Origin of the sequence: Methanospirillum hungatei (genome assembly GCF_020216685.1) — an archaeon.
Taxonomy (GTDB): domain Archaea; phylum Halobacteriota; class Methanomicrobia; order Methanomicrobiales; family Methanospirillaceae; genus Methanospirillum; species Methanospirillum hungatei_B.
Genome location: NZ_JAIWNS010000092.1, coordinates 1 through 11,787, shown reverse-complemented (window position 1 = coordinate 11,787; position 11,787 = coordinate 1). Strand labels below are relative to the sequence as shown.

The following is an 11,787-nucleotide window of genomic DNA, read 5'->3' as shown; positions in this document are numbered from 1 at the left end:
ATCATCATCATATGGTGGGGCCTGTGCTGGAGGGGCAAACATGGTTCCTACTTCCAGCGTATATGAAATCGGAATGGACGACGAACTGTCGATAATTTCATCAGATACAACCGTAATTCCTCCTGCAAATAAGGTTGCAATGAGGAAGCAGGTGAGAATGAAAACTTTTCTCATATATGTTACTACAGGTTTATGGCATTATTATTTGTGGTTTTATACTGGACAGGATACGAGCCGGTCCAATAAGAGTTCAATCATGTGAGCATTTGGCATCTCTATTTCCAACACATTTTGGATACTATCAGTTGGTGATGGTGAAGATGGTTCGAAAAAAATCCTGTATTCACATGGTGTTCAGATCTTTCGTCTGTTCAGCCTAAACAGGTTTAATTGATGGATCTCTGTTTGAAGCATCAAGGTATGATTGAATGAAATATCCAACTCAATAGCTCTTATATCAAAATAATCGGTTGATACTTTCTTTTATACCTCCGTTGATGATGTATGACTGTGTAGTGGAAATATTCGTTCTCTGCCTCAATGGAATGAGAGGGGCGTTTGAATGATAAATCTGATTCAAGGTCATTATCAGAAATGCTATTGGTCAACCTATCTCTCCACCTCCTCTCTCCACCTCTTTGCATGGAACAGTTACAATCCATATTTCCACTCATGTATCTGACAATAGGAGACAAAAAAGGTGCCATATATGGTTGATAAAACACTATTCGGTTGCTTTATTGTCCTGATTATCTCCGTTATCATGTTTGGTTGCACGGCAATTATTTTCATGGTTCAACCGGGCACGATGAATCAGCAGGATTCACGTATTATTATGAACGGTGATAATCAGAATATGATACCCGGTAATCATGGCATGAATCAGGGAAATCATCTGAACCCTATGCAGAGAGAATCAATGGTTCAATTCACGAAACCTGATAATGAAATGAATTGTCCAGGTCATCATCAGATGAAATCTCCAAAAGATGGTTCACATGGTCCCGGACCTAGAGAAGATGAGAATGAAAAAAAGGAAATGACCTGTCACGAAAAGAAACCCGAAAAGAAACCTGAAAAGGTTCCATTCAGTCCTGATGATGATACCCTGCACAAAAAATTAATTTATCAGAACTGATGGTCCATTCCTTCATTTTTATTCATGTACCGATTCTGTTCAAAGTTTTCTGGTCAGGTTGAGTCATGTTCCTACGGCATAATCCATTTCCTCGCAATTAGTCTCGATAAGATACATACCATCATCAGAAAGAGCAAAGGTTGCATTATCCGGATATTCCCAAGTCGTGGAGAGTGTTTTTCCATCTTCAGACACGAGACCTTCAAATATTCCATACCCATCCGGAGATGAAAAGAGGTAGTATGTGCCGGTTACGGAATTGCCACTCTGATGAATGGTGAATGATGAATTCTGGGTTTGCCAGTCTCCTGACCAGATATTCTCTGGATCGAGTATCGTGCCGTTTCTGGACCCTTCTGTTGTATACGTATATGGCTCAAATGTCATTCGAAAACTGATCAACCGTACCATTTCCGGTGAAGGATATCTGGTCATCAGAGAGGATTAATGTAAGAGTGCCTGAGTCTTTCAGGATGGCGATGAGTTCTTTTCCATCTTCTGAAAGGGTTCCGAATAAGAGAAATGGATCGTTCAGATCAGTATTCTGGGATATCCCAATTCCTGTGACTTCCGATTCGTTCTGTTCAAGCGTAAGCGTATAGTTTACATCCGTCCAGGTCCCAGCCCATGAAAGTTCCGGGAGGGTGCTTTCAGCAGGGATCTCTTCAGCAAACCCTGTGCATATAAGGAACAGGCAGAGAGTCAGCAGGATTCCGGATAGATAAAAATGTTTCATGTTTAGTCCTCAGTGGTAATGAAAAGATATGGGCTTTTAGTGGTTTAAGGTATCGAAAAAGTATTCGAGAAGGGTCGATTGAAATGTATGTGAATCCGAAAGTTCTAAAAATTTTTATGAGGTAAATGAAATCAAGAACGTAAAAACGACATTATGAAAATATTTGATTAAATGAACAGATACCTTATTACATCGAACCTTCAAATTATTTATGCTAATATGATTACTATTGATCAGGTGGAATCAGTAATTCAAAATCTTCCACAAGATCTCAGAGATCGGGCCCTTCAATTCATTGAGGAATTAAACACAGAGTACCAACAATCTGAAAAGAAATTTTCCTTTGACTGGGTTGGTGAACTCGAAGACGAAGAACCGTCTCTTTCTACGGTTGAATTACAGCATAAGATCCATACCCTGAAGGTTTGATGTACCTCCTTGACACAAACATTCTCCTGGAATTACTTTTAAGGAGAGAACATGCAACTGTTGTTATGAGATTCCTGCAGACTCCTGGAAATACATGCTTTATTAGCGATTTTTCTTTTCATTCAATAGGATTACATCTTTTTAATAAAGGAAAAAAGGATCTCTATATTCGATTTGCCAAGGATATGTTCAAGCCAGGTGGACTGAAAATAATCTCATTACTTCCGGAGTATCTCCATTACTTAGTATATGCATCTGATTCATATGGTCTAGATTTTGATGATGCATACCAATACGCTATTGCAAAAAGTCAAAATTTAACAATCCTCTCATATGACAATGATTTTAATAAAACACCTGAAAGAAAAGTGACTCCAGAAGAAATATTAAATCAGAAATTTACTTAATAATTTGGGAAAATTGAATGATGTTACATATTTTTTCCTTTTCTTTAATTACATCCCCTCGGAACCCCTATGGTGATTCAACCGGCAAGAAAATAATTCATATAGTAAACCGGGATAGAGATACCTAGTAATCTTGTCACCCTTTTTTTGGATCGTATCGGTTATTGCATATGTATTTGTCTCACTGATCCGATTTGAGATCCCGGAACTGAAGTATACGTCAGTGAAATTTATCAAAATGTTGGAATTGAAATTGAGAGATATGATTTTTTCGTGGCTGAGGAAGAGAAAAAGGGTCATTAACTCATTAAAAATTCAGATTTGAATGTGGATTGTAAACCCCAATTTTGAGCAGTTGAAAAAATTAACTGATGAATATTATCATTAGTCTCTTTCGATAATATATTGATAAGATGTGGTTCAGTTACAGTTTTTAAAAATGATTCAGGGAATTCACTAGGATTTAGATTATTAAGACAATAATTAATTTTTTCATCATAAAAATACCTCCTCTGGCTCTCTCGGATGTGCCATACCTAATCCCGTTAGTCTCAATACATTTCACCACCGAAATCCCAAAAGAAATTCCTGAAACGATCGTCTCAATCACCAAGCACTATCCGTTCGGTCACATTCATCAATCCTCCGATATCAGATCCAAACCGGAATGTCCAGTTCCCGCCATCAGATTCTGCCCTCGTAAGCAAAAGCCCGGACCCGTTCACCTGAAATCTGGCTCCCAAAACATCACTCAGTTCCCGTGACGAAACATACCTTCCCCCGGACAAAAGACCGGATGCCACAATCTCACTCCGGGCCACCGTCACATTTTCCGGAAGAGAAAACATTCATCTGGATGCTTCATCTGATGCATTTGACCCACAACCTGAATACTCGTCAATCCCCATCGGTCCGGATGATTCCTGGGAGGTGAGCACCTCCACCGAATCACCAAGATGAAGAATTCGTATGAGAGAAGAGAGATCGGTTGTGAAAAAACTCCCTGAATAATGTTCATCTTGACCCTGAACAGACGAAAAGACCCATGTTGCACCCTCACACACAATCGAAGACGAGATCTCATCGGCAAATCCTACCGGGCTCTGCAGAAATAGGATGATGAATCCGGAAAAGAATAACCTGTTCATATATGCTCCGAAGAGACTCAGGCCAGAGCACCCACGTTTTAATTTTCGGATACAAGTTTGGGATTTCATTTCCGGAAAAAAGAAATTACAGATTACCTCATGAGTCAACGAAAAGATCTATTCCATTATACCTGATATGATTCTTAACGAAGTGAGAAAATAGAAATTATCTCTCAGTTGCACAAACCGGTTCATTCTGGTATTGGTATTTTCGAACATCAAGAAGCGTACCTTGTTTCTGCATCTTCTCGGCCATATGATAGAGATTCTTTGCAATCTCTCCATCAATATAATCCTCCCCACAGATATCACAGATTTCTGCAGGTACATCACGCATAACAAGGGTAAAATTATCACGAGTGAGTAAGACTGAAGTAACACCTGGCTTTGTTTCACCTCTCTTACACATAGCACATTTCATAATGACCTCCTCTTTTTCCCTGATTCAAAATGGATCTCATCTGGTTCATATGTAGTGATTACTATAATCTCGTTCTCTTCCTTGTTAAATGCAACGACAATATGAAATAATCGGTTTTTTGAATATCCATAGATAAGAGCACTAGGTAGTGGATAATCATCAGGATAACTTTCAATTATCTCTCCTGATCGAATAATATCTTCTACCTCTTCCTCAGATATCCTTCTCAAATACATCTGCTCAAAAGCATGACGGCGGATAGAAATGCGTGTTTCATGTTGGATCCAGGACATATTTCGTAAAGAATTGCTATCTTTTGATTGATCGCACATTATTTGACTCTTTAATAATTGGTTTCTGAACCATTTGTATCGTATGGTTCGAATTTGGAATTATTAAAATATTTATACTGTATTGAAGCATCAGGATGAAGAACCCATATGAAAAGAGCCCTTAAAAAAAGATACGGTTACCATATTCCTCTTACCGAAGATCACAAACATTCTCCGGAAGAAAATAATTATACCTTTGTTATCTGCTCACTTCGGCTGAATATTTTAATCCCAGCTTTTATCAGAAGAGTGTCAACAACCAATACCACGAGCGAAACAAACACGGTAACCTCCGGAGAGAGGAATAATAACCCAATCGACTGGGCAATCATCAGTCCGACAACCAGAAGGACCAGGATTCCCGTCGCCTGGTAGGCTTCCATAAAGGTTTTGACCCGGGTAGAGATGATAATCGTCACCGATACACCCAGAAGAGATATCACGGGGACTAAAAAGCTCATCATAACGATCCAGTTCATGGTCGGGAACCAGAATGAACCCATTATCGGAAGCCCTGCAATATTTACGATCAGGGCGAAGATGAGAAAGTTCATCCAGGTATACACAATCCCTGGAATCATGGCTGCTGCAATCTTTCCAAGGAACAGTTCGGTATCGGTTGCCGGGGTATAAAGGAGCGGTTCAAGTGTTTTTCGCTCTTTTTCTCCGACAAATGCCTCTGATGCAATGATACAGGAGATCATCAGGGGAATGACCAGAAAGAGAGGAGCGATGAGATATCCCAGGATAATCACAATGAACAATGCTTCGGGAGTCAGGGTCTCGATGAGTGACTGGAGCGGGGTGGGGATGAGTGCTTCAATCTCATCAAACGCATCCTGCCCGGTGAAATTTGGATCAAATGATGGTGTCTGGGTGATGAGAACTGGGATAAGGATTGCAAAGATGAATGAAACGATAAGAGCACCATAGATATTGATAGGATTATGGAGTGCATCCTCGATATCCTTCTCTGCTATTGCCCTGATTATCCGGTAATTCATGCGGTCATCCCTCCCTGTCGCTGGACGGTGAAGTAAATCTCCTCAAGAGAGTAGTCCTGTGGGGCAATCCGGAACATATCTCCTCCCTCCTGTATTACTGCCCTGATAATCGATGGAATGAGTTCTTTTTCGGTGACATGAAAGAGGATAGTGCTCCCTTTTACAGAATCAACCATGGCTCCCCTCGTATTTCTGACTGCCTGAATAACAGCCGGGGAAGGCTCGTGGAGGAATTCCATCTCAACCGGAACAGCGGAGAAGAGACGACGGGAGAGGTCCTGAATACTTCCCTCTGCAAGAATCTTCCCTGTATTGAGCATCGCAACTTTGCTGCATAACTGTTCTGCTTGGGAAAGATTATGGGTGCAGAGAAAGATGGTCTTTTGTTCGTCTGATGCTAGCTCCTGGATAATATCTTCCATCTGCCTGGATGATTCCGGGTCAAGTCCTGATGTCGGTTCGTCAAGGAACAGAACCGGGGGATCATGCATTAGTGCCCGGGCAATGGCAAGACGTTGTTTCATCCCTTTTGAAAACCCGCCGACCGGTTCATCAGCCCGGTCTGATAGGTGCATAAGTGAGAGCATCTCGTCTGTTCGTTTTGGTATCTCTGCATCTGGAATGCCGTAAAACCTTCCAAAGAAGGAGAGGTTCTTCTTCGCCGTCAGCCTCTCGTATAGTGACGGGGTTTCAGTAAGAACGCCGGTTCTGGCCCGTATCCATGAGCCGTCTGTTGTGACATCCTTCCCAAAGACGTATGCTCTTCCCGAGGTAGGGGTAAGAACACCGTTCAGGAGTCGGACAAGAGTTGTTTTCCCTGAACCATTTGGACCAAGCAGGCCAAAGACCTCTCCTTCCTGAACCTCAAAACTGATGTGGTCAATAGCCGTTGTCGTGGGAAATGATTTATGAAGATTGTCTGCCTGAATTATGGTGGTCATATCTCCTCCGGTGTTTCGTGTTTTCCGGTTAAAAATCCGCCAAACCCGATAAGCCAGATAACAACCGGGTATGCAACAAAGCGTTCAGTACCTCCGTCACCAAGAATTGGAATAAAGAATGACTGGAGGAATAAGAAGAGTAATGTCACTCCTCCGAGAATTACAAATACAAATTTTAGGGGGCTTTTTGTCATCTTCCATGAGAGGATACAGGAAAGCCCTCCGGAGATAAAAGCTATCAAGGCAAAAATGGGATGAATTACTGCTACATTCCCTGGGAATAATCCGACACCCAGCACGCCAATACCGAGGAGAAGATGAAAGAGTTTGAAAACCCTCTCACTTTTATTTCGGAGCAAGAGGAGTGATCCTCCGATTATCAGAAGACCTGCCAGTATCATGGTCCCGTTAAAGATAGTGGCTGATGGCTGGTATGAGATACTGTCTGGTGGTCTGGTTGCTCCTAAATCACTAATTTCACTATTGGCTGTTGTGTACCCCGCCGGGTAAAATATTTCTGCCGTAATAATTCCCATGAAGATGAGAGATCCGGCCAGAAGAAAGAAAAGCCCGGCATATGTTTCTTTCAGAGGAGGTACGGTAAATCCTGTATTCATTTATTCTCAATAATCAGGTTTCAGGACATAATTATGTATTGTTCATCACCAGAGGTCTGTGAAAAAATGAAGAACGATTATTCGTCGATAGATGATTAACTATTTTCTTCGTGAATTTTATGTGATTGAATTTCTCTCTGAAGATGATGGTTCGGACTACAATTATGAATGTGAATAGTATTGGTGAAAATTATTGATATGAGTCAGAATTAAATCTAATTTCTAAATTTTATCAAATTTTTTTATCTGTGATCCGATAAGGATCATACCAATCCCGATACCCCCGGATATCAACCCGCTCCCTGAAAAATACAGACATTCAATGATGCCTCCGGTATATCCCAGGCATATCCCTGAAATGATCATTATCGTCCCACCATACGATCCCACTGAATTCAGTCTGGTTCCCTCCTGGCCCATTACATCGGTCCAGAAGAGTCCCCATGATTTTATCCGCGGGTATAAGACCAGCATCAGCGGAAGACTCAGTATCAGAGTCGGGATGAGATTATTCGCCAGAAGAATTACTGCAATGACCATAAATGGCATCAGTCCCAGAAGCTGAAGTCCCCAGGCAATAATGAGTGTACAGACAATTGCACACAGAACTGCGAAAAGAATAAAATTTACTCTCTTCTTCCAGGTATTGATATGAAACGGTTCTGGATCAGAAGAGGAGACAAGTCCTGTCTTTCTCCAGAGATAATACGGAACAAAGGCCATTGCAAAATTCCCGAGAAATCCGAATAATGTCCCTGGTGACAGGGTTCCGAAGAGATCACTGATCACACTTCCAAGCCCACAGCCCCATGCACCTGCAGGACCGAAGAGCAGACCAAATACCAGAGGCAGGGAATTAGCCGGTCAGAAGTACCACTGCACAAAGGAAGAGGAGAGGAAGGAGTTCCTGCTCGATGAGGGCAGTACATACCACACAGAAAACAGAAAAAATCTTTATCCTTGGGTCTATCCGATGGAGCCATGACCGGGTATGTACATACAGAAAAAGATTCATGCTCCCTCCTCTTGGAATGTAACGGAAACCATCTCCTGAACCGAGAGCATGGGATATCCGAGTCTGGAACTGAATGCCGTTATCTGTGGTGGTTTTATTGCTGCTTTTGCCAGAATCTCCTCATTTGAAAAGATCGATCTGGGATTATCATCGGCGAGAATTTGCCCGTCTTTAAGCACAATGACCCTATGAACATACCTTGCCACAACCCACATGGCATGGGTGATGATGATGATGGTATGGCCCTTCTGATTGAGTTCCCGGATAAGTTCCATCATTCTGACCTGATCCCGATAATCAAGGCCGGTAGTCGGCTCATCCATGACGATGATATCTGGTCGTAATGCCAGGACCGATGCAACCGCCACTCTTTGCCGGTCTCCTTTTGGAAGAGAGAAGGGATCTGCAGACTCGTGACCAGATAACCCGACGGCAGCCAGCGCTTCACTCACCCGCAAAGTCACTTCACTGGATGAGAACCCATGCAGGCGGACTCCGTATGCAACTTCATCAAAGACCGTTTCAGAAAATATCTGATGATCCGGGTTTTGGAACACGTATCCGATATGTCTGCTTAATTCATGAATTGAATGAGATCTGGTATTCAGGCCTGCTATCGTGACCTCCCCGGTATCCGGATGTAAAAGTCCGGTGAATTGACGGGAGAGTGTTGTTTTGCCACATCCGTTCGGTCCGATAAGAGCAATACATTCACGTGACCGGATGGTGAGGCTGATATCATGTAATACCGGTTTTTCTTCGTATCCAAAGTGTACATTTTTAAGAGAGATTATTTCCGGTCCATACGTCTGGGATCGGTTCTTCTCCTGCCGGATAATCTCCTGATAGCGTGTGGTATCAAGAGTGAGATGGTTTTCATGATAGAGGGAAATGGCATCAGAAATGGTCAACGGGACACGTGACAGGCAGAGTGAAAGATCATGAAAATACTCAATCACGGGAAGAGGCATGATTCCCAATCGTCGGAAGAGCGAAATGTCCTGCATCACATCCTGAACCGCCCCATTCGCAACAATCCTCCCGTTTTCAAGTAAGATCAGCCGATCAACGGCGGTCATCTCTTCGGTCTCATGTTCGATGATTATACTGGTTACCGGTTTATTGTCACTCTGGTGGTCGTTTCCGTTCCTTCGGATTGAGGCAATGAGTGAGAAGATCTCCTCTTTTCCAACCGGGTCCAGATCTGTGACCGGTTCATCTAGACACAAAATTTCCGGTGAGAGAGCGAGGACTGCACCAATTACCAGCCGTTGTTTCTGCCCTCCTGATAGTGATGAGGGAGCCCGGATTTCATATCCGGGAAGACCGATTTGATGAAGAATGCGATATATCTGTTCCTGCATCAGAGTGCGACTGATCCCTCTGTTCTCCATGGCAAAGGCAATCTCAAGTTCACAGGATGAGGAGAACAACTGTGATTCAAAATCCTGAAATACCAGACCGACCGTCTCTGCTACGTTCCGGGGAGGAGCGGTCATGGGATCTCTGTTGTCAATTCTGACTATCCCTTGGTAATTGCCTGGTATGAAATCAGGGATAAGGCCGCTGAGTGCATAGGCAAATGTGGATTTTCCTGCACCACCTGCTCCCATAATTCCTATGACCTCTCCCGGACAGATGGTCAGTGAGATATTGGACAATGCAGAGTCTTTTGAGTTCTGGTAGGTAAAAGAGAAGTCAGAGAGGACTATCAGGGGTTCTTTTTCCACATGAAATAGTATAGGCACAGGTTGTACATAGCATTATTGAACATATCTTGTTCTGATGGTCCGGGGTTGGTCGGTAAATTTATGTTTTCAGGGAGTAATCCTATCGTATGAAAGGGTTAATGGCAGTGTTGCTTATAGGTCTGATTGGTGGTCTGGCAGGAATTACGACCGCTGAAATTCCTAATCTGGTCGGGAACTGGACCGGGCCGTATATTGAATATACGAGTGGTCAGGGGTTTTCTGATATAGATAGCGGATTATTCTTTGTGAATATTACTGAGCAGAAGGACCGGATAATTATTGGATATTCCTTATATCAGAAGAGTGATGGCACAAAAGTTATCCGGGAACTTGCCGGAGTGATCAGTGCAGACGGAACTGAGTTGTCACTTGCAGAACAGAATAACGGATATTCAAATGGAAAGATCATCGGCCCGGATGAATTTGAGTTGACATACCGTTCTGATCATGATCCGATTCGGGTTGCAATTGATACATTTTACAGAATTACATAAAATTTTCTTTTTATTTGATTCATAGGGCCAGATAGTCCGGAGAGATGACTATTCGCCAGTTCGTTATTTTTTGAGAAATTTTTTCGATATGCATAGGATCTGACCATCTGCATATATATTATCTGCATCTATATTACAACTCCCGTGGAAAGGAAACTGCTCTTCATCGATCTGAAAAACCCTATGTATTTCCTAATGAGGATTATCTGAAATACTCAACGATATTTCTGAATAATTTCATATTCACTGATTCGGTCGGAACCTGCTGCTGCTGACGGCGGAGTCTCTCTTTCTGTAATGGCCAGTCATATTCATTGACAAACTCCATCGCCCGTTCAGGATGAGGCATCATGGCAAGAACTTTTCCGTCTGCGGAGGTGATTCCGGCAATGTCTGCGACCGATCCGTTCGGATTGTAGGGATATTCTCCGTCGGCTGGTTTCAGATTCTCCCGGCAGTAGGTGAAGGCTATCATCTTCCGGTTCCGAAGCTCGGTGAGCACTTCCTTTGAACAGGAAAAGTTCCCTTCTCCATGAGAGACCGGACAGACTATTCGTTCTATTCCCTTCGTCCAGAGGGTTTCTGCAGCTGGTTTAATGGTCACATACCGACACTCAAGCACTCCCTTCCGGTTTGGCATAAGGGCGATATCTCGTTTGTACTGCTTGTTAAATGCCGGTACAAGCCCAAGATTTGCAAGGATTTGAAACCCGTTGCAGATACCAAGGACCAGATTATCCTCCTCAAGAAATTCAGTCACATCATTCCAGAGATTATTCCTGACCCGGTTGGCATAGGCATTTCCTGCTCCGGTATCATCACCATAGGAGAAGCCCCCAGGGAAAACCAGCAGCCGATAATCGCACATCCGGTATTTCCGGTCGATAAGATCGTTGATGTGAATGATGTCTGCATCCATACCGGCACGTAAAAGCGCCTCCCTGGTCTCCATCTCTGAATTGATGCCGTACCCGCTCATAATAAGCGCCTTATCAGGGATCAACTCCTGCTCCTTCTGTCCGGAGGCTTTTCCTGTCGCTATATGATTCATAATTAGTACCCTCCGAATGGTTTCTTATACGCTGATTCAAGTTCGCTGACCGGAACAGAGATATGGAGTGAGGGGCCGGTTATCTGCAGGTTCTTCCCGGTTACCCTGCCAATCAGGGTTGCGTCAGATCCCATAGCAAGTTCAAATGAGCGTTTCTTATCAGGATCAACCGTGACAATGAATCGCCCCAGTGTTTCTGAAAAGAGAAGGACATCTGGTCGCAGTTCTCCGGAAAGGGTGACATCCAGACCCAGTTTTCCGCCGATTGCAACCTTGGCAAGGGCAACGGCAAGCCCACCGTGG

At 43.1% G+C, this 11,787-nt stretch carries 18 protein-coding genes; 4 read left to right on the top strand and 14 right to left on the bottom strand.

What is annotated here, in order from left to right; translation table 11 throughout:
• The first annotated feature begins 709 nt into the window (after window positions 1–709).
• Window positions 710–1,138 (top strand): hypothetical protein, encoded by a 429-nt coding sequence (locus LDL35_RS05580; protein WP_304020275.1) that lies wholly within the window; start codon window positions 710–712, stop codon window positions 1,136–1,138.
• Between the two features lie 63 nt (window positions 1,139–1,201).
• Here the strand turns inward: LDL35_RS05580 and LDL35_RS05575 are convergent, their stop codons facing one another.
• Window positions 1,202–1,525 (bottom strand): hypothetical protein, encoded by a 324-nt coding sequence (locus LDL35_RS05575; protein WP_304020273.1) that lies wholly within the window; start codon window positions 1,523–1,525, stop codon window positions 1,202–1,204.
• Window positions 1,515–1,874: a hypothetical protein gene (locus LDL35_RS05570; RefSeq protein ID WP_304020271.1), complete on the bottom strand. Its 360-nt coding sequence runs from the start codon at window positions 1,872–1,874 to the stop codon at window positions 1,515–1,517. The genes LDL35_RS05575 and LDL35_RS05570 overlap by 11 nt, the downstream gene beginning before the upstream one ends.
• A 171-nt stretch (window positions 1,875–2,045) precedes the next feature.
• Between LDL35_RS05570 and LDL35_RS15280 the strand changes: the two genes are divergently transcribed.
• Together LDL35_RS15280 and LDL35_RS05565 are read left to right on the top strand one after the other, a co-directional pair.
• Entirely contained in the window at window positions 2,046–2,303 is a 258-nt protein-coding gene (locus LDL35_RS15280) for a DUF2281 domain-containing protein (protein ID WP_369694887.1), read from the top strand.
• Window positions 2,303–2,710, top strand: a complete 408-nt coding sequence (locus tag LDL35_RS05565; RefSeq protein ID WP_304020270.1) for a PIN domain-containing protein — start codon at window positions 2,303–2,305, stop codon at window positions 2,708–2,710. The genes LDL35_RS15280 and LDL35_RS05565 overlap by 1 nt, the downstream gene beginning before the upstream one ends.
• A 602-nt stretch (window positions 2,711–3,312) precedes the next feature.
• Here LDL35_RS05565 and LDL35_RS05560 read toward each other — a convergent pair.
• The 10 genes from LDL35_RS05560 to LDL35_RS05515 all read right to left on the bottom strand — a co-directional run bounded on the left by LDL35_RS05560 (window position 3,313) and on the right by LDL35_RS05515 (window position 9,918).
• Complete coding sequence (locus LDL35_RS05560) at window positions 3,313–3,558, bottom strand: hypothetical protein (protein ID WP_304020268.1); 246 nt, start codon at window positions 3,556–3,558, stop codon at window positions 3,313–3,315.
• Entirely contained in the window at window positions 3,559–3,858 is a 300-nt protein-coding gene (locus LDL35_RS05555; protein WP_304020266.1) for a hypothetical protein, read from the bottom strand.
• Window positions 3,859–4,024: 166 nt separating this feature from the next.
• Window positions 4,025–4,279, bottom strand: a complete 255-nt coding sequence (locus LDL35_RS05550) for a type II toxin-antitoxin system MqsA family antitoxin (RefSeq protein WP_304020265.1) — start codon at window positions 4,277–4,279, stop codon at window positions 4,025–4,027.
• Window positions 4,276–4,572 (bottom strand): DUF4258 domain-containing protein, encoded by a 297-nt coding sequence (locus LDL35_RS05545; protein WP_304020263.1) that lies wholly within the window; start codon window positions 4,570–4,572, stop codon window positions 4,276–4,278. The genes LDL35_RS05550 and LDL35_RS05545 overlap by 4 nt, the downstream gene beginning before the upstream one ends.
• A 227-nt stretch (window positions 4,573–4,799) precedes the next feature.
• Window positions 4,800–5,615, bottom strand: coding sequence for an ABC transporter permease subunit (locus tag LDL35_RS05540; protein ID WP_304020262.1), 816 nt, complete (start codon window positions 5,613–5,615; stop codon window positions 4,800–4,802).
• Entirely contained in the window at window positions 5,612–6,556 is a 945-nt protein-coding gene (locus LDL35_RS05535) for an ABC transporter ATP-binding protein (RefSeq protein ID WP_304020260.1), read from the bottom strand. Before LDL35_RS05535 ends, LDL35_RS05540 begins: the two co-directional genes overlap by 4 nt.
• Entirely contained in the window at window positions 6,553–7,173 is a 621-nt protein-coding gene (locus tag LDL35_RS05530; protein WP_304020258.1) for a DUF998 domain-containing protein, read from the bottom strand. Before LDL35_RS05530 ends, LDL35_RS05535 begins: the two co-directional genes overlap by 4 nt.
• A 222-nt stretch (window positions 7,174–7,395) precedes the next feature.
• Window positions 7,396–8,007 (bottom strand): QueT transporter family protein, encoded by a 612-nt coding sequence (locus LDL35_RS05525; protein WP_304020277.1) that lies wholly within the window; start codon window positions 8,005–8,007, stop codon window positions 7,396–7,398.
• A 22-nt stretch (window positions 8,008–8,029) separates the two neighbouring features.
• The gene (locus LDL35_RS05520) at window positions 8,030–8,188 is read right to left on the bottom strand and encodes a hypothetical protein (protein WP_304020256.1); all 159 of its coding nucleotides are present in this window, start codon (window positions 8,186–8,188) and stop codon (window positions 8,030–8,032) included.
• Window positions 8,185–9,918 (bottom strand): ABC transporter ATP-binding protein, encoded by a 1,734-nt coding sequence (locus LDL35_RS05515; RefSeq protein ID WP_304020255.1) that lies wholly within the window; start codon window positions 9,916–9,918, stop codon window positions 8,185–8,187. Before LDL35_RS05515 ends, LDL35_RS05520 begins: the two co-directional genes overlap by 4 nt.
• A gap of 107 nt (window positions 9,919–10,025) precedes the next feature.
• On the opposite strand from LDL35_RS05515, the gene LDL35_RS05510 reads away from it, so the two are divergent.
• On the top strand, window positions 10,026–10,433 hold the full coding sequence (locus LDL35_RS05510) for a hypothetical protein (protein ID WP_304020253.1): 408 nt from the start codon (window positions 10,026–10,028) through the stop codon (window positions 10,431–10,433).
• A gap of 202 nt (window positions 10,434–10,635) precedes the next feature.
• On the opposite strand, the gene LDL35_RS05505 is transcribed toward LDL35_RS05510, so the two are convergent.
• A complete protein-coding gene (locus LDL35_RS05505; protein WP_304020252.1) occupies window positions 10,636–11,484 on the bottom strand; it encodes a phosphoribosylformylglycinamidine synthase subunit PurQ in 849 nt (282 codons plus the stop codon).
• Window positions 11,485–11,486: 2 nt separating this feature from the next.
• A partial coding sequence (locus LDL35_RS05500; RefSeq protein WP_304020250.1) for an AIR synthase-related protein occupies window positions 11,487–11,787 on the bottom strand: 301 nt, incomplete at its 5' end.